The 21,221-nt window shown below is 53.2% G+C and carries 18 protein-coding genes and 1 pseudogene; 6 read left to right on the top strand and 13 right to left on the bottom strand.

All coding sequences use genetic code 11. The features are described from left to right. A complete protein-coding gene (locus tag CZ787_RS04875) occupies positions 1-210 on the bottom strand; it encodes a CPXCG motif-containing cysteine-rich protein (RefSeq protein ID WP_087106752.1) in 210 nt (69 codons plus the stop codon). A 137-nt stretch (positions 211-347) separates the two neighbouring features. Between CZ787_RS04875 and CZ787_RS04870 the strand changes: the two genes are divergently transcribed. Continuing rightward, positions 348-776 (top strand): DUF3617 domain-containing protein, encoded by a 429-nt coding sequence (locus tag CZ787_RS04870; RefSeq protein ID WP_087106750.1) that lies wholly within the window; start codon positions 348-350, stop codon positions 774-776. 102 nt (positions 777-878) lie between these two features. On the opposite strand, the gene CZ787_RS04865 is transcribed toward CZ787_RS04870, so the two are convergent. Both CZ787_RS04865 and CZ787_RS04860 read right to left on the bottom strand, forming a co-directional pair. Further along, positions 879-3,986 (bottom strand): efflux RND transporter permease subunit, encoded by a 3,108-nt coding sequence (locus CZ787_RS04865; RefSeq protein ID WP_087106748.1) that lies wholly within the window; start codon positions 3,984-3,986, stop codon positions 879-881. Next, a complete protein-coding gene (locus CZ787_RS04860) occupies positions 3,986-5,065 on the bottom strand; it encodes an efflux RND transporter periplasmic adaptor subunit (RefSeq protein WP_087106746.1) in 1,080 nt (359 codons plus the stop codon). The genes CZ787_RS04865 and CZ787_RS04860 overlap by 1 nt, the downstream gene beginning before the upstream one ends. A gap of 132 nt (positions 5,066-5,197) precedes the next feature. Between CZ787_RS04860 and CZ787_RS04855 the strand changes: the two genes are divergently transcribed. After that, a complete protein-coding gene (locus tag CZ787_RS04855) occupies positions 5,198-6,382 on the top strand; it encodes an NAD(P)/FAD-dependent oxidoreductase (protein WP_087106744.1) in 1,185 nt (394 codons plus the stop codon). 20 nt (positions 6,383-6,402) lie between these two features. Here the strand turns inward: CZ787_RS04855 and CZ787_RS04850 are convergent, their stop codons facing one another. From CZ787_RS04850 to CZ787_RS04835, 4 genes are all read right to left on the bottom strand, one after another. After that, positions 6,403-6,720 (bottom strand): YqjK family protein, encoded by a 318-nt coding sequence (locus tag CZ787_RS04850; RefSeq protein WP_087106742.1) that lies wholly within the window; start codon positions 6,718-6,720, stop codon positions 6,403-6,405. Then, entirely contained in the window at positions 6,695-7,099 is a 405-nt protein-coding gene (locus tag CZ787_RS04845) for a phage holin family protein (protein WP_087106740.1), read from the bottom strand. Before CZ787_RS04845 ends, CZ787_RS04850 begins: the two co-directional genes overlap by 26 nt. Then, positions 7,099-7,431 (bottom strand): DUF883 family protein, encoded by a 333-nt coding sequence (locus tag CZ787_RS04840; RefSeq protein WP_087106738.1) that lies wholly within the window; start codon positions 7,429-7,431, stop codon positions 7,099-7,101. The genes CZ787_RS04845 and CZ787_RS04840 overlap by 1 nt, the downstream gene beginning before the upstream one ends. A 76-nt stretch (positions 7,432-7,507) precedes the next feature. After that, the gene (locus tag CZ787_RS04835) at positions 7,508-8,539 is read right to left on the bottom strand and encodes a phospholipase A (protein ID WP_087106890.1); all 1,032 of its coding nucleotides are present in this window, start codon (positions 8,537-8,539) and stop codon (positions 7,508-7,510) included. Between the two features lie 208 nt (positions 8,540-8,747). Here CZ787_RS04835 and mscK point away from each other — a divergent pair, with 208 nt between their 5' ends. Continuing rightward, entirely contained in the window at positions 8,748-12,056 is a 3,309-nt protein-coding gene (mscK, locus tag CZ787_RS04830) for a mechanosensitive channel MscK (RefSeq protein ID WP_254908569.1), read from the top strand. Between the two features lie 194 nt (positions 12,057-12,250). Here the strand turns inward: mscK and CZ787_RS04825 are convergent, their stop codons facing one another. Next, positions 12,251-14,293 (bottom strand): hypothetical protein, encoded by a 2,043-nt coding sequence (locus tag CZ787_RS04825; protein WP_087106734.1) that lies wholly within the window; start codon positions 14,291-14,293, stop codon positions 12,251-12,253. 30 nt (positions 14,294-14,323) lie between these two features. Next, on the bottom strand, positions 14,324-15,547 hold the full coding sequence (locus CZ787_RS04820) for an ATP-grasp domain-containing protein (protein ID WP_087106732.1): 1,224 nt from the start codon (positions 15,545-15,547) through the stop codon (positions 14,324-14,326). A gap of 208 nt (positions 15,548-15,755) precedes the next feature. Between CZ787_RS04820 and CZ787_RS04815 the strand changes: the two genes are divergently transcribed. From CZ787_RS04815 to CZ787_RS04805, 3 genes and pseudogenes are all read left to right on the top strand, one after another. Further along, positions 15,756-16,085: a DUF1820 family protein gene (locus CZ787_RS04815; RefSeq protein ID WP_018916745.1), complete on the top strand. Its 330-nt coding sequence runs from the start codon at positions 15,756-15,758 to the stop codon at positions 16,083-16,085. Between the two features lie 81 nt (positions 16,086-16,166). Continuing rightward, positions 16,167-16,796, top strand: coding sequence for a TIGR04211 family SH3 domain-containing protein (locus CZ787_RS04810; protein ID WP_087106730.1), 630 nt, complete (start codon positions 16,167-16,169; stop codon positions 16,794-16,796). Between the two features lie 100 nt (positions 16,797-16,896). Further along, positions 16,897-17,529 (top strand): annotated as a pseudogene (locus tag CZ787_RS04805) (thiopurine S-methyltransferase). A 25-nt stretch (positions 17,530-17,554) separates the two neighbouring features. On the opposite strand, the gene CZ787_RS04800 reads toward CZ787_RS04805, so the two are convergent. The 4 genes from CZ787_RS04800 to cysT all read right to left on the bottom strand — a co-directional run bounded on the left by CZ787_RS04800 (position 17,555) and on the right by cysT (position 21,209). Next, on the bottom strand, positions 17,555-18,148 hold the full coding sequence (locus CZ787_RS04800) for a YajG family lipoprotein (protein ID WP_087106728.1): 594 nt from the start codon (positions 18,146-18,148) through the stop codon (positions 17,555-17,557). 288 nt (positions 18,149-18,436) lie between these two features. Next, positions 18,437-19,531 (bottom strand): sulfate/molybdate ABC transporter ATP-binding protein, encoded by a 1,095-nt coding sequence (locus CZ787_RS04795; protein ID WP_087106887.1) that lies wholly within the window; start codon positions 19,529-19,531, stop codon positions 18,437-18,439. After that, on the bottom strand, positions 19,528-20,355 hold the full coding sequence (gene cysW, locus CZ787_RS04790) for a sulfate ABC transporter permease subunit CysW (protein WP_087106726.1): 828 nt from the start codon (positions 20,353-20,355) through the stop codon (positions 19,528-19,530). Before cysW ends, CZ787_RS04795 begins: the two co-directional genes overlap by 4 nt. Continuing rightward, the gene (gene cysT / locus CZ787_RS04785; RefSeq protein WP_087106725.1) at positions 20,355-21,209 is read right to left on the bottom strand and encodes a sulfate ABC transporter permease subunit CysT; all 855 of its coding nucleotides are present in this window, start codon (positions 21,207-21,209) and stop codon (positions 20,355-20,357) included. Before cysT ends, cysW begins: the two co-directional genes overlap by 1 nt. Between the last annotated feature and the right edge of the window lie 12 nt (positions 21,210-21,221).

The raw sequence follows: 21,221 nt of genomic DNA, 5'->3' as shown, positions 1-21,221 counted from the left end.
CTAGAAAACGTCATCGTCTCGGCCGGTTAACACGGCTTCAAGTTCGCCGGTCATGGGCGAGATGATGATTTCAAGTTGAATAGGCGCACAGCATTGATGGCAGTCTTCCCACGTGGCGTGGCTGCCTTGAGAAGTATCGATGACAAACGTCAGAGGCGCATCGCAATAGGGGCAGTTAAAATCGTGGTTTACCAAGGCATCATCGTGCATAAGCAGCTACCTTTAAAAGTTTTGGAGCTTAGCGCCAGTGTAGCAGTCAGCGCGAAGCCGGGCATGGCGGTGATGAATCAGGTAGGATATAAGCGGTTTTCCACGGACTGTTTTTCAACGTGCTAAAGAGAGAAACGATGATGTTACGAAACATGGTAGTAGCGGCCACTTTGGCCTTCCCGATGGTCGCCTTGGCGGAAGCGCCGAATGTTACCCCAGGCGAGTGGGAGTTCGTCAGCGTGACCAGCATTAGTGGCGACATGGATATTCCAGATCAAACGGAAACCGAGCGTCAATGTATTACTCAGGATGACCTTGAAGGTGCCGAGTTTGGGTTTATCGAAGAAGAAGATGGTTGTGAGCTTCTCAATCAGGAAATGAGTGCTGACGGTCTCTCTTACAGCATGGTATGTCGCGCAGAGGGTGGTGAAGCCAATATTGATGGCGATATGAGCTTTATGGGCGAGCAAATCAGCGGCAGCGTTGATATTCTCACTCAGTCGCCAATGGGCGAGCTGACCATGAATACCGCTATTGAAGGTCAGCGTGTAGGTGAATGTGAATAATCACTTGCGTTGATGCCTGAGAAGGGCGCCTCTTTTTAAAGAGGCGTCCTTTTTTTGACCTATAGCCTTTTTTACCTCTAGAAAGAAAGTAGCAACACGTCGCTAACCGGCTGAGTCGGAAATTTCCTCTTCCAGACGCCGTTTAACCGCACCGGGGGAGCCGGTATGACGTGCCAGAAGGTCGTACGCAACGGGTACTACAAATAGCGTGAACAGTGTCGCCGCACCAACGCCTGCCATTATCACCGTGCCAATCACCAGGCGGGACTCAGCGCCTGGTCCGCTTGAAATAATCAGTGGTATGGCACCTGCCATGGTGGTAATTGCGGTCATCAAAATAGGCCGTAGCCGGGTGACGGAGGCTTCAATGAGCGCTGTACGAAAGGCTTTACCCTCATCACGTAGCTGGTTGGCAAACTCGACGATCAAAATACCGTTTTTGGCAGCCAGACCAATCAATAGTACCAGGCCAACCTGACTATAAATGTTAAGCGACTGCCCGCTTAGCAAAAGGGCCAGTAGAGCGCCGCTCATCGCAAGCGGTACCGTCAGCATAATAACAAGGGGGTGGATAAGGCTTTCAAACTGAGCGGCCAGCACTAGAAATACCACGATGGCACCTAACACCAGCAGAAAGGTGGTCGCACCACTTGCCTGCTGAAAATCACGTGAAGGGCCTGCCAAATTGGTTTGTGCTTCTTCGGGCAGCAGCGTGTCGGCGGTAGCTTGTAGGTATGCAAGCGCCTCGCCAAGCGGATAGCCGTCAGCCAGGTTGGCCTCGATGGTAATGGCTCGAATACGGTCAAAGCGGTTTAACGTGCTGGCGCCAGCAACGTCGGTAAGCGTCACGAGGCTTGCGAGAGGGATTAGTTCACCAGAGCGTGCCGAGCGTACCTGTATATTATCCAGGGCGCGGGGGCTGTTCTGCCGATCGCGATCACCTTCGATAATCACGTCGTACTCTTCGCCGTTATCCACGTAGCGGGTAACGTTGCGACCGCCTAACAGTACTTCAAGCGTACGGCCTATTTCGGTAATCGTTACGCCCAACGCTGCTGCCCGTTCATAGTTAATCTCGACACTTAGCTGTGGCTGGGTCTCGTTATAGTTGCTTTCAAGCGCAGTAATGCGTGGGTTATCTTCCCGCACATAGTCCATCAGCAGGGTGCGCCAGCGAGCGAGCTCTGCGTAATTACCGCCGCCAATCACAAACTGCACAGGCTTTTGTGTGCGTTGTCCGAAGCCTTGACGCATAACGGGGAATGCCTGAACGCCGGGCAGCGGCCTTAGCAGCGCTCGCACGTCATCTATTACCTCCCATGCGCTGCGGCGGCTGCCCCAATCGGCCATATTGATGATGACAAAACCGCCGTTAAAATTCTCGATATTGCCAAAGCCGCGTGGCGCACGTACGACCACACGCTCAAGCTCACCCGTTTCTATAAGGGGAGCAAGTCGTGCTTCGATTTCATCCATGTAGTCCATCATGTAATCGAAGGTGGCGCCTTCAGGACCATTCACCAATACGATAAAGTTGCCACGATCCTCTTGTGGGGTGTACTCATTGGGTAGCTCGGTGGCAAGCCATGCCGTCATGGCGATCAACAGCGCAAATACCCCGACAACTATCCAACTGCGTGCAAGCAGCCACTCAAGGATACGCTGGTAACGTCGCTGAGTAATACCCAGTAGCCACTGGACACCTTTACCCACGGCGCTGTCGTGCATGCCAGGTTTAAGAATCTTGGACGCCATCATGGGAGTTAGGGTAAGCGCCAAGAGTGTCGAGAAAACAACGGCTGCCGCCATCGTGAGGGCAAACTCGGAAAAGAGCCGACCGATGTCGCCCTGCAGCATGCTTAACGGAACAAATACCGCGACCAACACCAGCGTGGTGGCAATAACCGCAAACGCGATCTGGCGTGTTCCTCTAAAAGCGGCTACCAGCGGCGTTTCACCATAGTCGTGCATGCGGCGATTGATATTTTCCAGTACCACAATAGCATCATCAACAATCAAACCAATCGCCAATACCAGCGCCAGCAGAGTGAGTAAGTTGATTGAAAAGTTCATTACGGCAAGAGCGGTAAAAGCCCCAATGACCGCAATAGGAACGGTAACGGCAGGCACCAGCGTGGTCCGCAGATTACCCAGGAATAAAAAGATCACCACGACGACCAGGCCCATGGCAATAAACAGCGTCATCACGACTTGTTCAATGGCACCGGAAACAAAGACCGAGGCATCATGGGTTAGGCCAAGCGTCATGCCCTCGGGTAGCGTCTCTTGAAGGCGCTCCAATTCATTCCGAACTGCACTTGAAAGCTCAATGACATTAGCGGTCGACTGCATAACGATGCCAAGCCCGACCATGGGAATGCCATTGGCGCGAAATACGGAGCGATCTTCTACAGAGCCGACCTCTACCCGTGCAACATCAGCCAATCGGACCAGGTAGCCATTATCACTTTGATTAAGGGCCAGGCGTTTAAAGTCATCGGCAGTTGCAAAGCTGCGCGGGAGGCGAACGATAAACTGGCGGTCTTGTGATTCGATGGAGCCTGCCGGTAGCTCAACGTTTTCGGCGCGCAGGGCATCTTCAATATCGCCGACGGTCAGGCCGCGAGCGGCAAGCGCATTGCGGTCCAGCCATACGCGCATGGCATAGTCCCGGCCACCGCCGATACGAACGCGGGCAACGCCTGGTTGCACAGACAGGCTGTCAACCAGAAAGCGGTTGGCGTAATCCGTAAGCTCGGTAATTGAGTAGTCGGCGCCCGAGAGGCTTAGCCATACCACAATCTCTTCGCTGCTATCGGCCTTGGTGACTTCCGGAGCGTCGGCATCGTCGGGCAGGTTACGCAAGGCGCCCGAAATTCGGTCACGGATATCGTTCGCCGCCGCGTTGATATCCATTTCAATGCCAAACTCAATTTCAATGCGCGATCGGCCATCTTCGCTCCGTGAGGTGATTAACTCAATGCCCTCGACGCCTGCAATTCGGTCTTCCAATACTTGGGTAATGCGCGTTTCGACGACATTGGCAGAAGCGCCCGGATAGCGGGTATCAATACTAACGATGGGAGGATCCACGGTGGGATACTCTTGCAGAGGAAGCCGGTTAAGCGCCAGTAAGCCAAAGGCAATGATCAGTGCGGCGATGACCATGGCAAGCACGGGTCGCTGTACGGAAATGTCCGATAGACGCATTAGCGATCGGCCTCCAATAAGGCGCGAATACTCGTTTCATCGTCCACGATGCCCAGTAAACGTACTTCCAACCCATCTCTTGCCAGTTGCAATCCGTGAACAACCACCAGGTCGCCTGCTTCAACGCCTTCAAGAATTTCTACCTGCCCATAGCGCCGTTCACCTATCACTACGCTGTGCCTTTCAAGGCGCGGAGTAGGGCCACTTTGGTCAATCACCATGACATGGTGTTGGTCGCCACTGGGTTCGAGTGCCGCTTCGGGCAGCACGATGGCATCGCGTACGCGCTGTTGAACGACCACTTCCATCAACATACCCGGCCGAAGGCGCATATCCGGGTTTTCAAGCACGGCACGCACGTTAACGCTTCGCGAGATAGGATCAATGCGTGTACCGATACTGGCAATATCGCCACTAAATATGTCGTCGGGGTAGGCTGCTGTCGTAGCACTGAGCGGCAGCCCGATTGAGAGGCGGCTTAGAAAGCGTTCAGGAACGCTAAAATCAAGTTTCATCACATCCAGCTTGTCGAGCGTTACCAATTCCATGCCGGGCGTTACCAGTGTGCCGGTACTAATGGTACGCAACCCCACGCGGCCGCTGAAAGGAGCTTTGATTTGGTAGTTGGTAAGCCGCGCTTCGATAACCTGCGTGTTGGCCTGCGCTTGGCGAAGCTGTGCTTGAAAGTCTTCCAGGTCCGCCCGAGCGGCCAGGTTGCGCTCCTGTAGCTGGGTGGTACGACCAAGCGTGTTACGTCGTTCGTCACTGATGGCCTGAGCTGAGCGCAGCTGGGCTTGCTCTTCGGCATCGTCAAGGTGAATCAGTACTTGCCCCTGTTCAACCTGGTCACCATCCTCAAAATTGATCTCGGCCACAATATCGGTGACCGTTGCAGAAAGCGTAACGCTCTCATCGGCACGCAGGGTGCCCAAGGCTTCCAGTGGGTCAGACCACGTCATTATTTCTGCGCGGCTGCCAATCACAGAAGGTGCGGGGTGTGCTGCGGTTTGCCCCAGGGCGGGACTTGAGAGTAAAACGGTGAGCAAAACAAGCAAATACGGTCGGGCATACGCGGACATAGGCTTCTCGGTATCAGGCGTGGAGGTAATCCTGGTTAGCACTCTTATATGATGTCATGAAACGCGAAGAAACATTTTCTCCTTGCCTTGAACTGTTAAAATGCGGGTCTTCTCCCCCAAGAGCAATTCTCTATGGTTTATGATGTCGTGGTTATCGGCGCCGGTGCCGCAGGCCTAATGTGCGCTGCACAGGCTGGTTATGCAGGCCGACGCGTGCTGGTACTCGACCACGCCAACAAGGCAGGTAAAAAGATACTGATGTCAGGCGGTGGCCGCTGCAACTTTACCAACCTTGGCACCACACCTCAGCATTTTTACTCTGAAAATCCGCATTTTTGTATTTCCGCGCTTAAGCGCTATCGGCCGGAACACTTTGTAGAGCTGGTTGACCGGCATGGCGTCGAGTACGTGGAAAAAGCCCCTGGGCAGCTATTCTGTGCAACGTCGGCTAAAGAAATTGTGCGAGTGCTATGGACCGAGTGCGAATGGGCGGGCGTGGAGATAACCCTAAATACCCAGATCAAGACAGTCACCAGGCAAGGTGACGCCATGCGCCTGATGACATCGATGGGGAGCATTGATGCTGGGATTGTCGTGGTGGCGAGCGGCGGCTTATCGATTCCCACGATGGGCGCCACCGGGTTTGGTTATGAGCTTGCACGCCAGTTTGGCCTGGACGTGTTACCTACTCGGCCTGGGCTAGTGCCTTTTGCCCTGAGTGATTTCTGGAAGGAGCGCAGTGCTGCACTTTCCGGACTCAGCTTGCCTGTCGCGGTGAGCTGTGCAGGGCGGCGGTTTGTTGAGCCGATGCTGTTCACGCACCGGGGCTTGTCGGGCCCCTCTATGCTACAGATATCCAGCGTATGGCAGCCCGGTTCCTCCATAGAGATTGATACATTGCCGGGCGAGGATGCCGCCGCGTCACTGCGTGAGGCGCGTCAAACAACACCCAAACGTCAGTTATCCACCTGGCTGGGAGAGCGCTTTCCCAAACGCTTTGCACAGGCACTTTTAGAGTGGTACCCAGACGCGAATCAGGCAGCGCCGCTTGCTCAATACAGTAACGATGAAGTAGATCAATGGGCCTATCGGCTTAACCAATGGCAGCTTAAACCAGCGGGCACTGAAGGGTGGCGTACGGCAGAGGTAACCATGGGAGGGATCAATACAGACGCTATCTCATCGAAAACGTTTGAGGTGAAAGATGTGCCTCAACTGCGCTTTATAGGAGAAGTGCTGGATGTAACCGGTGAACTTGGAGGGTATAACTTTCAGTGGGCGTGGGCGAGTGGGGTTGCTTGTGGGCAAGCTTGCTAGGCCGCTTGTGCGGCCCGGCATTAAGTAACAACGTTAGAAAGCAGCTTCAATTTGCGAAATAGCATATAGCCTGCAAGCGCTTTTCTACCTGCTGCCATTACTCCGCCCGGTCTGCGTAAAAATTTGTAGGCGAGTAGGCCGCCAGCGGCATAAAGTGGCAGCTTGATGCTGCGCCACTTTTGATCAAGTGGGGAGGCCGAACGCTGTAGATAATCGCTGCATACCAAAATATCAACGCGCTGCTGCTCAAGCTGTGCAAGTAATGCTGCTTTGCGTTCCGCACGGCTTATACGCTCAGGGCGGTTGGCCGGCTTAACGCTCTTGTTGGTTTGCTTCATCGCCTTTCACCTCAAGCAGAGCACGATCAGCCGCTAGTTGTTTAAGCGTTTCTTTTAAAAACGTATGCCGTTTGGCCTGACGAATAGCAATGGCCGCCAATAATAAACTGGCTGCTATCAGGACACCCGCGCTGACACCGATCGCCAACAGCCTATAAGAGTCCCAAAAAACCACGATGACTAGCGCGGTAAGCGTTATTACACCTAGCAATAAAAGTAATAAGCTGGCGCCGGTCAACAGAAACAGTGTGACTAAACGAGCGCGCTCTTCTTCTAATTCTAAAACCGCCAAACGCAGTCGGGTTTCACTGTTAGCAACCAGTGACCTTACTAAGCGCTTGGCGGCAGAAAATACGCGTTGGGTTGGCCCCAAAGACATTAGCGGCGTCCGAGCAGCATACCTACCAATAGACCGACGGCTGCGCCGATACCGATGCTGGACCACGGGTTTTCGCGTACGTACCGATCACAGCAGTCGACTTGATTTGAAAGCGTTTCACGGGTTTCATCATAAATTCGCTCGCCGCGAGCTTCCAAGCGTTCACGGGCGCTTTTAAGACGGCTTTCAGCACGAGCACGAAGGTCGCGCATTTCGCCGCTGGCATCCTTGGACGTTGCGTTAACCAGTTCTTCTACGGTGTCGCTTAAGTGGCGCAGATCTTCTTTCCACTGATCAGCGCGGTGATCAGTATCGAATTGACGCTTAGCCATTTTGTCTTCCTTTGACGAATGAATGAATTAATCTATATCAGCATAGCAGCCGACACATGATAGACAAGGCCATTTTTTATCGGTTCAAACCCGTCGCACTAAACAGGGGATTTAAACTAAAACCAATGCTTAGACGATTAACACGATCATTATAGTCAATCATGCTTTCACCATAGCCATAGTAATACTGGATGTGTCCGCGCAGGTTGCCAAACGTAGGCCAACTATAGTCAATTTGAGTGCCGTAGTTACCTGCGCTCGGGTTCCCTCGTAGTAACGTGCTGATTTCATGATTATTGTTGAGCCGCTTGGCGATATGGATATCGCCATAGCCCATATAGTGCTCAATATCAGGGTTATCGTCGTCACTGGCAGATTCAGGGACGCGCCAAAAAGGAGCGAGCGTTACTGCCCAGTCGCCACGCTGAAACGTACTTTCCAGATACACGCGGTTCCAACTGCGCGAGAGGGGGTCTGAACGTCCATTGGACTGATGGTTAAAAGCAACCCGGTTGCGCGTGTTTACCCATCCAAGGGCATCCCAGGCATTATCGAAGTCGATAAACAGCTCGGGTTCATAGTTGGTTTCCCTAAACGGGGAGGACGCATCGGTATTGTAAGCCTGCCACCAACTGCGCTGGGTATAGCCAAAATAGAGATCGCCTACATCACCGAAAATATTTTCTGCCAAATTTGCTTTAACGCTTATCTGAAACTTGAGCTCATACCGCTCAGCGTCTGAATCGGTCGTGATATTACGAAAATTCTCAGCATTCGGTTTTGCGTTATAGCTGACGGGAAACAAGTAGTTAAGGCGGTGTGTGGTAATCGAAAAGGGATTACGTGTTGATTCTTGCTCAAGCAGCCTGCGTTCGATGATATCTTCACGAGCGGCTACTTCGGGTGGTTGCTCTACCGTTACTTTTGAAGGCGTGTCGCCAAGTGCTGCTTGGTTATCTAGCTGTTGTTGAAGCTGGTAGAGTTCACTATTGAGCTCACGAATACGCGCTTCAATTTCTTCCTGGGAGTCGGCTAAGGCAGGGCTACTGTACGTTACTGTGCTTAGCAAGGCTATTACGCTTGCATACAGCAGTTTTCGGGTGACCATTTTTCGGGTGACCATTGAAGCGACTCGCAAATAATAAGGGGAAGGATCAATTATCAGAATCGTTTCTATACATGCCAAGAGAGTAAGTCAACCTCTTCGTTGCGCAGATCAATGGAACCCCTGACAATGTCTGGTATTTAAATTTTACCACTATCAATTTTTTTCTGAGGGTATATCAACCGTGGTTAGATGTATCTGTAATTATACTTTGAAGGCGCTATTTGCGCTTTATTTGATGACGGTGTGCGTTAGCGTTCAGGGCGCCTTTGACGTTGATCAAGTCCCCTCACAAGAGACAGTAGCGGCGCGCTTGGCAACGCTCGATTCAGTAGACGGTGAACTGCCCGCGCAGCAGGTTAGCGAGCAGACCAATTTAAGGGCCGCGCTGGAAATTTATAAACGTCTGGATGCCAACGATGAACGTTTAAAGGTACTTAACCAGCGGGTTGATGAGGCGCCTGAGCAGTTGCACCAGTTAGAGTTTGAGCTGGGTGAGGTGGAAGAAAGTTCTCAGCAGCTGACTGCCCAAACGTTCGCCGATATGCCGTTGGACGATTTAACGTCACAGCAGGCAGATGCTGTCCTTGAGCTGCAGCAGCTGCAAGGGGAGTTGGCCGAAGTGAACTCGCAGTTACTGGCCTCGATTACGTTACCCGAGCGAGCCCAGCAGGCAATCTCCAATGCCCTTCAACGTGTTGAAACGCTACGTCGCGAGTACGATGATCGCGAAGCACTATTAACGGATAGCCAGCTCTCACTCTCAAAGGATGCGCAGCTCATACAGCTTGGCTTGGCACGTATCTTGGCGGAACGAGATGCCGCTTATAACCAACGGGAGTTAAGCGTTAATAGCCGATTGCGTGAACTCGCGCAACAACGGCGCGATCTCTTTTCGTTGCAAATTTATTATCAAGAAAAGCGCTTGGGTTTACTTGAGGATGCCATTGATCTTCAACGTACCCTTGAGTCTGAGCAAGTGGCGGCCGAGGCCATCGCGGATAATTTGCTTTTGGCTGAGGACAACCCTGTCATACTCAATGCCCGGCAAGATAATCAACGAATAAACCAGGAACTGCTGCAGGCAACTGACCGTATCAACATTCTCTTACGTGAAAATTTTGAGGCGCAGCGTGATCTGGATTATGTGCTCCAATTGCAGCGTAGTCTCAATGAACAGATCGATGCCATGCGTGGGAATCATTTGTTATCACTTATTTTAAATGAGCAGCGCCAATCATTGCCTACGCTCGTTCCGCATCGACATTTGCAGGATGAAATTGCTGATCTTCGATTGAAGCAGTTTGATTTAACCCGCCAGAGTGACCAGTTGCGCCACAGCAGGCGGTTAGCCATTCAGCGCGTGGAAGAGGCAGGCCTTGATGCAACCCCAAGTGTGATCGACGCATTGAACCAGATTTATAGAGTGCGTCGTGAGTTGGTAGAGCAACTGGAGCAATCCTACAGCAGCCTTTTAAGTTCTGCGATTGAGCTACAGCTTAATCAGCAGCAGTTGCTCACCACGACACGCGAGCTACGTACCACCATTGATGAGCAGTTATTCTGGGTCGCTAACAGTCAGCCTGTGGATATTAACTGGCTGCGCCAGTTGCCCAGCAATATTCGGCTGGAGTGGCGAGAAGGCGAGTGGCGAGTCATTTTTTCAAATCACTGGCAGGCTCTTTCCTGGAAAATAGTGTTTGGGCTGCCATGGATGCTGCTTGGTCTGTTGCTCATTGGCTTACGCGCGCGGATAAAAGAGCGCTTGGCGACGATCCATTCACAGATTGGCCGTTTAAAAAGCGATACTCAGTTACACACACCAAAAGCAGTGCTGTTAAACGCGCTATTGGCTATTCCGGGGCCGTTGATGCTAGCCGGTGTTGGAGTAGGGCTTCGTGAAACAGCCGATGTATTAGCCCACAGTATTGCGCCTGCTTTAATGCAACTCGCGTTAAGCTGGGTGGTGGTGGCGTGGGGGCGGCGTTTGCTCGCACCTGACGGCGTTGCCGAACGGCACTTTACCTGGCCTGCTCGTTATAACGCCCAGCTTCGTAAGCTATTACGTTGGCTGGGGTTTGCGCTGGTGCCGGTGATAGCGATTGCGACAATATCGGGGCAGGTGCAAGCACCTTTAGCCTTGCGTCCCATTGCACTGGGCCTGATGGTCGCGGGGTTGTTAGCCATGAGCTGGTGGCTCACGAAGCTGATTTTGGCACATGTTCCTTTTTTTGGGCTTCGCTTATTTCGTTTGGTGTTGGGACTCGCCATGGCCGCCATCCCGCTCATATTAGTTGGCTTGATCGTATGGGGATATGAATATACCGCACTACGCTTGGCGGGGCGGTTTGCTATCACGCTTTATTTATTGGGGCTGTGGGTGGTTGTTGAGGCGACGGTAGTGCGTAGTTTGGCTGTTGCTGCCAGACGCTTGGCTTACCGACGAGCGCTTGCCCGACGTGCTCAAGCGCAGGAGGAAGCTGAAGGGGGGCTTGAGGTGGTGGAAGAGCCGCCGCTGGATATGGAGAAAATCAATACTCAGTCGCTACGCCTCTCCAAGCTGATTTTGTTAATCGGCTTCAGCTTACTTTTATATCTTGTCTGGTCGGATCTTTTATCCGTGGTGGGATATCTGGATCATGTTTCCCTGTGGGATTCTGGCGATGAGGATTTGATTGGCAGTGAACTGTCTGTCACGGATGTTATTACCGCGCTGCTGGTGGTCGCAGTTACCTTTATTATGGCGCGCAATCTGCCTGGCCTTTTAGAGGTAATGGTCTTGTCTCGCTTGTCACTAAAACAGGGCAGTGCCTATGCCATCAGTTCGCTGCTCTCGTATGCGATTGTGGGCACGGGCATGCTGATTGCGCTGGCCACTCTGGGCGTTTCCTGGGACAAGTTACAGTGGCTGGTGGCGGCGCTCAGTGTGGGACTGGGCTTTGGGTTACAGGAAATCTTTGCCAACTTCATTTCAGGTTTGATTATCCTGTTCGAGCGGCCTATTCGCATTGGGGATACGATTACGCTGGGTAACTTGCACGGGACCGTGAACCGCATAAGGATACGAGCGACAACCGTTACTGACTTTGATCGAAAAGAAATTATTATTCCCAATAAAACCTTTGTGACTGATCAGCTTATTAACTGGTCACTTTCAGATAACGTGACCAGGGTCGTGCTGACGTATGGCGTTGCGCATAACTCGGACCTGGCCAAAGTGCATCAGCTTTTACGCCAGGCGGCAGATGAAAACGAGCGGGTGTTGATTGATCCGGAGCCACAGGTGTTCTGTTTGAGCTATGGCAACCATAGCTTCAATTTTGAGCTGCGCATTTTTGTTGATGACATCAAGGAGCGCTTGCCTGCGACGGATGAAATCAACTGTCGGGTAAATGAGCTGTTTCAAAAAGCAGGTGTTCGTGTGGCTTTTGAGCAGATGGATGTATGGCTGCACCGTGACCAAGGGGAGTCGGTCAAAGTGCAGTCAATTAATAAGTTACCGCCGTCTACGCATAGTTAGGCGTATTCAGAGGTGCAGGTTTAAGAGCATGAAGAAGAAACTCCCGGTTACCGTCTCCTCCGGTAATCGGGCTCCAGGGGCGTCGTCGAACAGTCGCTGTGTATCCTCTGGCTACTTTTCAACTGGCTAACCCTTTGGCTGACCAGTAGTTGATCAAGTCTTAACATTGATGACATGGTTAATTAAACGCGTGGCTATAGCGGGTTAAGTGGCGAGTGAGACCCTTCAAGGGCCTGTAACTCGGTATCTGGCACGCGAGAGGCTCCCCAACTGCGATATAAATACTGTTTGACGTTATCAAGCTCTTCATCCGTTACCGTGGCTAATTCACCGTGCTCCAGCGGGTCAAAGTGAAAGATATAGAGCCTCGACGTAAATTGGTCGAAGGGCAGTGATGCCTCGCCGAAGCGTTCGCCGTTACCTGCGGTACTCACAATAGCGCCATTACCCCAATCTTGACCGCTGTCATTATTGGGGTTGTAAAAATAGAGCCGCATTATATCGGTTGGATCAAGCGATGCGCGCAGTATCGTAATGGCATGCCAGCCGATAAAGCGGGCGGCGCTGTCGGTAATCGCAATGCCCGCAGGCTGAGGATGAATAAGCGGTTGGTTACCGTTATAAAAGGGGTGGTAACAGGCGTAAAAGTGGCGAATAAAAGCATCAAGGTTAGCGAGTTGCCCGGTGGCAACGTCGACATTGATACAAAAACCGCGGCCTGACCACCAGCCATGAAATTCCGGGTTCACCCAGCGGTGCGGGTCGCCTGCGCGGCCCTGGCAGCGTCGGCCCATTTCTGCGTAAATGCGGTCAAGATGAGGCACCACAATCAGTGAGACGGGGTCTAAATCGACAGGCAGTTCTGATGCGACACCCGACAGGCTCTCGTTTGAGGAGAGGGGCTGACCTTCAAAATGCATGATGATTTCATCATCTCGTGCGGCCCAAGCCACCATTTGCAGTAAATAGTCGGGGTCGTTGTAGGCCCACATGGAGAGCGCTCTGGCTGACTGGCAGGTAGGATTATTGCCTTGGCCCACACCTAAAGGCTGCCCCAGCATACATAAAACCCCTTCAAGCAGGCGCGCACGGGGTGTGGTTGTCTCGCCGTAGGCAAGGTTCAGGCGTGCCTGAGTCCAGTCGGAAAGCGACAGATTAAGCTGACGCCACATGGCGGGAGCAACCGGTGGCTGGTAAAGAATGCCCCGCTCAAGCAGAAGCGCCAAGCCATAAACGGCCTGCGCAGTGGCAGGGTAAACACTGCTGCGAATAAGCGCGTGGACAAGTTCACGATAACACAGCAGGCAGTCGCGGCCGGTAGAGGAGAGTCCCATCGCCTCGGTCAGTAGGTAGTCGCTCTCTTCAAGTAGGTAGCGCATCAACACGGCATGATACGGCGACACCAGCCCCGTATCGTGCATGGCGCGGGCACATCCTGTGGCCTCTGCTTGTAACGCGGTGGTGTCCATACGCTCAAGGCGCTCGCGGTAGACATCCACGCCGGGGTCTTCGCGGCACGCTTGGGTAGGCCCATAGAGTGAGCTCACCAGGCGATCAGCGCCTTGCCCGCTGGTGGCCAGGTCAATTTCCGGGTTGGCTTGGCACAGGGCAATCTGGGTAATCATCTGTTTAATAGCATCGACCTGGATAGGCCGCTGCTTCAAGATACGCCAGATTTCATCTATCAACTGATCAATAACATGCTCATAGCCGATGCGTTTGGCAAGGTGGTTAAACAACTGACGCGTAATGGTCGCAAGTCGCCCTTGGATTTCACGCTCGGCTTCGCTGGGCGCTGAAAACAGCAGCCACAGATTAATCGCCATTACTTGTGTCAGGTAGTGGTGCGCCTGCTCCTGGGAGAGCAGCGCATGTTGATAGTCACCTTTGGCGACCGCCAGCAGACGCAACTCGCTTAGCGCTTCAATAACGACCACATTGGCATCGGCACTTTTCAGTGAGAACGTGGTTAGCGTAGGCACCAGAAACTGAGGTGTTTCCCAGTCAGAACCCGCAAAAACGCCTGAGGCTTCAATCACTGCCGAACGCGCTTCAAGCGCCGCACTGCCACCGGGTTGCAAGAGTACCCGGCGAGCGGTGTCCAGGACGCGAGGCAGTTTTTCTAGCTTGGTAAAAGAGGGCGCCTCTGCCAATAAGGCGACAGCCTGGTCTAGTTTTAAAAGCAGCTCATCAAGCTTGCACGTATCGTTTGAAAGTGACTCGTTATGAGGCGTCACAATGACTCCTTGTCCCGGTGGTCACTGGGATTATACATAGAAGTCGAGGTCTTCCTGTCGTTTTAGAAGATCACGCAGGGTATGGGCATCATCGCCTTTGAAATAGATTAGCCCCCAGTGGGTGCCAAAGGCGGTGCGCTTGGTAACCGTCTCTTCAACGGGCGAGGTCAGCTCATGGGACTCAAAGTAAGCGTGGTCCTCTGTCTCTTCGGGAATCTCAAGACGGCTGACAACGCGTCGACGAGGATAAACACCAAAACAGCCAGCAAACCCATTGGCGTCCACTACTTCCTTGGGAAAGAAGGCGGCCACTTCCTCAGGCGTGCTTTTAGGGTCAAACACCAGTATGGAGGCCTGGTAAGCGTTAAAGCCATAAACCCGTTCCAGTAGCTCAAACACTTTAAAGCCTGGTGGCCGGTAGGCGACTTCGCCAAAGTACATTTCACCATCGCTGGTGACAAAGTATTCGGGATGAATCAAGCCAAATTCAATATCAAAGGCCTTGATCAGTTTTTCGATCTGAGCGGTGATTTGTTCGCGGTACCTTTCAAGTTCTGGAGAAGCGGGAACAAATACCGAGTAACCTAACGTGACGTATTCAGAAATATTCAAAAAAGCGATTTTGCCGTTATGAATCCACGCCTCGACGGCGAATTCCCAACCGTCAAGGTGGGACTCCATCAAGACAGGAAATTCCTCATCAGGAATAGCATCGATTTCATCCGGGGTACGGATGACGCGATGCCCCAGGCAGCCTGCTTTATCGAAGGCTTTAAGGTGGATGGGATCGTTGGGGTCGCCATCAAGCTTAAGCAGTGTTTGGTTAACGCGCTTTAGAAAACGCACCACATCTTCTTTATCGTGGGCTTCTTCAAATATGCCTACGCGGATGCCGCCCAACTGGGCGCGCCGCTTCATAAGGGCTTTGTCACGTAACAGCAGTGACTGCCCGTAAAGCCTAGGGTTATCCAGGAGTACTGAGTTAATGGCACCTGCCCACTCGACGGTCTCTTCAAAAAGTGGGATCGCCACATCAACGCCTTTCTCTTTGAGCGTTTCGGCGATCTCAAGTGAACGGTCGTTCAGACGTTCAAAATTCCACGAAACATAGGGAATCTCATGCTGTTGGCAATACTCCTCAGCCCAGTCAGGCGCTACCACGATATAGCGTCGGTCAAACTTTTCAGCCGCCTCGATAGCGTTTAGGCTCCAGCCTAGTAGCGCGATGTAGCCTTTGTTCGGATCCTTTTGCATGACCGTTACTCCTATAGGGTGAGAGCATTTCCGCTTCACTCTCTTCACCCTACACGAGGCCTGCTATATCGGCTAATTAGTAGATCGTAAAGTGGACAGTTAGCGTTTATTAACGCTTTGAGGCAGGTCAGCTAAGGCCCTGCTGATAGGGTTATGGTACGCTAGGGCGGAAAATTTTATGTTCATAGGGCAAGAGGGATAGGCCAAAATGGCGGCCAAGCCGATTTATCGAGTAGTGGTGCACCAACAGGGTGAAATTTGGGATTTATACGTTCGAGAAATATTTCAAAGCGAACTCTGGGGCTTTATTGAAGTCGAGGAGTTTGTCTTTGACGATGCGTCACGGGTAGTTGTTGATCCTGCAACTGAAAAATTGCAGCGAACCTTCGAGGGTGTCAAACGTAGCTACCTGCCTCTTAATGCGATTGTGCGTATTGATGAGGTGGAGCGTGAAGGCCCTTTGAAGGCAGTCAAAAGCGATGCCCGCGTTGCTGAGTTTCCTCGTCCCTTCCCCCTACCACCACGTAGCGAAGGGTAAGCGCTCAAGACAGGCGCGACGCTGTAAGCGCTGGTGGCCTCGTCCGCTATACAGCGTTTTTTTTAATCAGGACATGACGTTATGCAAGCAGATAAATTTCGTTTCTCTTATATCGCGGCCGGTGTTTTATTAAGTGTGGCCAGCGCACAAGCAATTGCACAAACCGACGGCCAAGCGTGGGTGAGCGATAAATTGAGCACTTACGTGCGCAGCGGGCCTACTGATGGATACCGCATTATTGGCACGTTAAATGCCGGTGAGCAGGTAGAGGTGCTGGAAGAGAGCGGTGATTACACCCGGGTACGTGGCCAAAGCGGCGACACCGTGTGGGTATTGACGAACGAAATCCAGGAAACGCCTAGTGCCCGCGAGCAGTTGCCGGTGCTTCAAGCCCGGGTCGATGAGCTCACCGCAGAGCTTGATGGTATTAACGATACCTGGGAGCAGCGCACCTCCTCGATGACCGAGACGCTTGAACTGCGCGAGCAGCGCATTGCTGACCTTGAAACGCGCAATAACGAGCTTGATAACGAGGCCGAGCAGTCGCGCCAGCAGGTGCGCGCGCTTCAGGCTCGGCTGGACACCCAGGAAGAAGACCTGTTAATGCGCTACTTCATGTATGGCGGCGGTGTGGCGGGTGCCGGGCTGTTAGTGGGGCTTATCGTTCCGCACTTGCCGCGTCGGCGTAAAAAGCGTGATCGCTGGTTCTAGGTTCTAGGTTCCAGGTTCCAGGTTCCAGGTTCCAGGTTCCAGGTTCTAAGCATCAGGACCAGTTTTTTAGGTTCTGGATTCAAGGGTAAAAGGGCGTCTAATGAGCACTTCCTGGCGGCAGCGCTGGCAAGAAGGCCGGATTGGTTTTCATCTATCTCAGCCACATCCAGCGCTGCTTGAGTACTGGCCCACATTGGGCGTTGAGCAGGGCACTAAAGTGCTGGTGCCCTTGTGTGGTAAAAGCCTGGACATGCGCTGACTGGCTGATGCGGGACATCCGGTGCTAGGCATTGAGTTGGCGCCTGAGGCAATAGCGCAATTCTTGACCCAGCGCCAGACGCCTGTATCGCGCTATACCCAAGCGGGATTTGAAATATCACGTCAAGGTAGCGTGGAACTCTGGTGTGGGGATTTTTTTCATTTGCACATACGCCAGGCCGCCGAAGTAGGCGCGTTTTATGATCGTGCGGCACTGATTGCGTTACCGCCTGCCACGCGAGAGCGCTATGCATTCCACTTGGCCCAGCTGGTCCCGCCCGGAGCCGCTGGGCTGTTGGTTAGCATAACGCACGAGGGTGAGGGCGCGGGCCCGCCGTATAGCGTGCCTGACCAGGAAGTGGCTCAATTGTTTACACCCAACTTTCGTGTCACGCTGCTTGAGCAAGGAAGCCCCGATGAACGGGGCCGAACTGAATCTGTTTGGTCATTAGAGCGGCGCGGACCACACAAGTAGTGCGTGCCAGCGCGCTCAATGTATATCAGCGGGCGAGTAGCTGACCAAGCTCTGGGTCGTTGAAGGCCCGGTTAAGGCCGTCGCTGAGCAGGTCATTCAGCATACGTGTATTAGCATCTTCGCCCGGCCTAACGGCATAGCCTTGTGTGCGGCGCGAGGTGTAGGTGCCGGTATACGTGGTGCCTTTATTCTGGGCAATGGCCCGGAAAACGCCCTCAATACGCGCCTCGTCTACCAAGGGCTGACCACTATCGCCACGACCATACTGTAGGCTAACAAGCTCCAGGGTAAGCGTGGGTCTGCCTTGGGCCTGCTCAGTGGTGGGGTTAAAGCCCATATCGTGAACCGCGCGCTCTGCTTCTGCTTGCAGTTGGGGAATAAGCTCATGGCTGCTCACGGTAATCTGAGCCGTTGACATGCTGCCGCCAGCCCTTGTACCAATAACCTCGCTTTCTCGACCATCAACGGCGACGACCGTGACGTGTTGGCCTGACCCGGTTTGCGGCACGTTCGTACTACGCTCCGGGCTAAGCTGAAGGTATTGAGGACCTGAGCAGCCTGCTAACCAGAGGCCTGCCAACAGCACTCCTGAAAGACGTAAAAACTGGCGCCGAAGCATATTTTCTCCCCCGCAGTAACGGTTTGTTCCAATAACTGGTTCTAGGCTTTGTACGAAAACTGCTTGCGCTCGACCATACGGCGTTAAAAATCAGCTCAAAATACTCATTTACCCATGTAAACTCCGTTTTTTCGATGATTTTTGCCTTGTCTGGCCTTCGCTCAGCAACTTTTCGTACAAACCCTGATAACCTGTTTCAAAGAGCTTGTTTCAAAGAGCCCCCTGAACAACTATGCCGTTGTTATACGTAAAACGCCAGCAGGATAAGTGGTGGGCGCTGTTGGCGATTTAAGCGGCTCGTGTCTGTTTTTCTGAATCCGTTACCCCGTCTTTAAAACGGTGCCACTGGCGCGGGTGGGCATAAAGGCGTTGTCCGCGGCGCATCGCTAAACGTTCAAAATCCGCATGACGCACGGTCGCAAGCCAGGGCTTCTCCAGCCAGTCAGCTTCCAGCTCAACACGCACTTCGGCACCCACGGGGGAGATCGCCGTTATCACTACCGGTAGATGGCAGGTATCGCTTGGCTGTTCTGCCAGGCGTACCTCATGAGGGCGCAAAAGTAGCTCTTCGCTACCTTCGGGTAGGTCAACGTGCAAATAGGCATCGCCGCAGGTCAAAATGCCGTTACGAACGCTGCCTTCCAAGTGGTTGACGTCACCCAGAAACTCGAAGACAAAGCGATTTTTTGGCGAATGATAGAGTGTGTCCGGAGCATCAATTTGCTCAATGCGCCCGTTGCTCATCACCACGACCCGATCGGAAAGCTCAAGCGCTTCTTCCTGGTCATGGGTAACAAAAACGCTGGTAAAATTTAGTTCGCTGTGCAAGCGTCGAAGCCAGCGGCGTAAGTCCTGGCGTACCTTGGCATCCAGCGCGCCAAACGGCTCATCAAGTAGCAGTACGTCGGGTTTTACCGCTAACGCACGGGCGAGAGAAACACGCTGCTGCTGGCCGCCTGAAAGCTGGGCGGGGTAACGCTTGGCCAGGTGTTCAAGCTGAACCATTTCAAGCAGACGAAACACACGCGCGCGAATTTCACCGCTGGAAGGGCGCTCTTTTTTGGCCATCACCGTCAAGCCAAACGCGACGTTATCGTAAACGCTCATATGACGAAACAGCGCATAGTGCTGAAATACGAAGCCGATACGCCGGTCGCGCACATGTACATTTGTGACATCGCGTTCGCCGAACATGATTCTGGCCGACTGGGTAGCGCGGTCAGCACTTTCAAGGCCGGCAATAATCCGCAAAAGCGTGGTCTTGCCTGACCCCGAGGGCCCCAGAAGGCCGACTAATTCGCCCTCATGGATATCCAGATTGACAGGCTCAAGGGCCTGCGTGTTGCCAAAGTGTTTTGCAATATTTTCTAAGCGAATGCTCATAAGAGCGCCTCCCGGCGCGATGCGCGCCATTCCAGGCTTGCCTTGGCCGCCAGGGTAAGCAGGGCAATCAGTGCTAACAGTGCCGCGCATGCAAATGCACCAACCGCATTGTAGTCCTGGTAAAGCTGTTCAAGGTGAAGAGGAAGTGTATTGGTTTGACCACGTATCGCGCCCGAGACCACCGATACCGCGCCAAATTCACCGACGGCGCGGGCGTTAGTTAAAATAATCCCGTAAAGCAGTGCCCAGCGGATATTCGGCAGCGTGACTCGCCAAAAGGTGGCCCATCCTTTGGCTCCTAGCGTGGCGGCTGCCTCTTCCTCACGCGAGCCCTGCGCCTGCATCAGCGGAATCAGCTCGCGGGCAACGAAGGGGCAGGTAACAAACACGGTCACCATCAAAATGCCAGGCCAGGCAAACATCAACTGAATATCATGGCCATCCAGCCAACTGCCGATCCACCCGTTGCGGCCGTAAAGCAGCAGGTAAATAAGACCGGCAACAACAGGGGAAACAGCAAAGGGGATATCAATCAAGGTTTGCAGAATGCGCCGACCAGGAAAGCTAAACCGCGTGACCAGCCACGCCAGGGCCACGCCAAACACCAGGCAGATAGGAATGGTGAGCAGGGCGATGACCAGCGTTAGACCAATAGCATGCAGGGTAAAATAATTGCTTACATTGACCCAGAAAGTCGCCACGCCCTGAGAAAAAGCCTGAGCGAAAATGGCGACAAGCGGCAGCAACAAAAACAGCGCCGACAGGATTAACGCCGCGCCAATTAACAGGCGCTTGACGCCCGGTGCATCACCAATTCTACGCATTATCCCTTACCTCCGTGCAGGCGGCGGACAAAACGGCCTTGCCAAATGTTGATGGCAAGCAGCAGCGCGAGCGAAACAAACAGCACCACGGAGGCCACTGCGGAGGCGCCTGCGTAGTCATACTCCTGCAGCTTGACGAAGATCATTAACGCGGTAATTTCCGTTTCGTAGGGCATATTGCCTGCGATAAAGATAATCGCGCCAAATTCGCCAAGCGAGCGCACAAACGCAAGGCCTGTTCCTGTAACCAAGGCGGGCCATAAATGCGGCATGATCACCCGGCGAAAGGCCACCCAGTCGGTCGCGCCCAGTGACATGGCAGCTTCGTCAACCTCAGCGGGTAAGTCTTCTAATACGGGCTGCACGGTGCGCACCACAAACGGGATACTGGTAAACGCCATGGCCAGTGCGATACCGACCCAGGTGTAGGCCACCTGAAGACCCAAAGGCTCAAGCAGGCGCCCCATCCAGCCACTGCTGGCATAGAGAGTGGCCAGCGTAATGCCTGCTACCGCTGTGGGGAGAGCAAACGGTAGGTCCATTAAAGCATCCAGCAGCCGCTTGCCGGGAAACTCGTAGCGCACCAATACCCAAGCGAGTAGTAGGCCGAAGACCGCATTAATTAACGCCGCCACCGCCGCCGCGCCCATGGTGACCATATAGCTTGCGACCACTCGGCCTTCGGTAATAATTGACCAGTATTGGGCAAGGCTTAGCTCGGCAAGCTGCCCGAAAAGCCCAGTGATAGGCAGTACCAGTACCAGCGAGATAAACAGCACGCTGATACCCATGGAAAGACCAAAACCCGGCAGCACGCGAGTGCTGCCGGTTAGTCGTAAAGCGCGTTGATTCATAATGTTTTGATA

Origin of the sequence: Halomonas citrativorans (genome assembly GCF_900163645.1) — a bacterium.
GTDB lineage: Bacteria > Pseudomonadota > Gammaproteobacteria > Pseudomonadales > Halomonadaceae > Vreelandella > Vreelandella citrativorans.
This window is presented reverse-complemented; position numbering and strand designations above follow the sequence as displayed.

Coding starts and splice junctions, on each gene's coding strand:
- CZ787_RS04875 (WP_087106752.1), bottom strand. CDS start 210: ATGCACGATGATGCCTTGGTAAACCACGATTTTAACTGCCCCTATTGC.
- CZ787_RS04870 (WP_087106750.1), top strand. CDS start 348: ATGATGTTACGAAACATGGTAGTAGCGGCCACTTTGGCCTTCCCGATG.
- CZ787_RS04865 (WP_087106748.1), bottom strand. CDS start 3,986: ATGCGTCTATCGGACATTTCCGTACAGCGACCCGTGCTTGCCATGGTC.
- CZ787_RS04860 (WP_087106746.1), bottom strand. CDS start 5,065: ATGTCCGCGTATGCCCGACCGTATTTGCTTGTTTTGCTCACCGTTTTA.
- CZ787_RS04855 (WP_087106744.1), top strand. CDS start 5,198: ATGGTTTATGATGTCGTGGTTATCGGCGCCGGTGCCGCAGGCCTAATG.
- CZ787_RS04850 (WP_087106742.1), bottom strand. CDS start 6,720: ATGAAGCAAACCAACAAGAGCGTTAAGCCGGCCAACCGCCCTGAGCGT.
- CZ787_RS04845 (WP_087106740.1), bottom strand. CDS start 7,099: ATGTCTTTGGGGCCAACCCAACGCGTATTTTCTGCCGCCAAGCGCTTA.
- CZ787_RS04840 (WP_087106738.1), bottom strand. CDS start 7,431: ATGGCTAAGCGTCAATTCGATACTGATCACCGCGCTGATCAGTGGAAA.
- CZ787_RS04835 (WP_087106890.1), bottom strand. CDS start 8,539: ATGGTCACCCGAAAACTGCTGTATGCAAGCGTAATAGCCTTGCTAAGC.
- CZ787_RS04820 (WP_087106732.1), bottom strand. CDS start 15,547: ATGCAAAAGGATCCGAACAAAGGCTACATCGCGCTACTAGGCTGGAGC.
- CZ787_RS04815 (WP_018916745.1), top strand. CDS start 15,756: ATGGCGGCCAAGCCGATTTATCGAGTAGTGGTGCACCAACAGGGTGAA.
- CZ787_RS04810 (WP_087106730.1), top strand. CDS start 16,167: ATGCAAGCAGATAAATTTCGTTTCTCTTATATCGCGGCCGGTGTTTTA.
- CZ787_RS04800 (WP_087106728.1), bottom strand. CDS start 18,148: ATGCTTCGGCGCCAGTTTTTACGTCTTTCAGGAGTGCTGTTGGCAGGC.
- CZ787_RS04795 (WP_087106887.1), bottom strand. CDS start 19,531: ATGAGCATTCGCTTAGAAAATATTGCAAAACACTTTGGCAACACGCAG.
- cysW (WP_087106726.1), bottom strand. CDS start 20,355: ATGCGTAGAATTGGTGATGCACCGGGCGTCAAGCGCCTGTTAATTGGC.
- cysT (WP_087106725.1), bottom strand. CDS start 21,209: ATGAATCAACGCGCTTTACGACTAACCGGCAGCACTCGCGTGCTGCCG.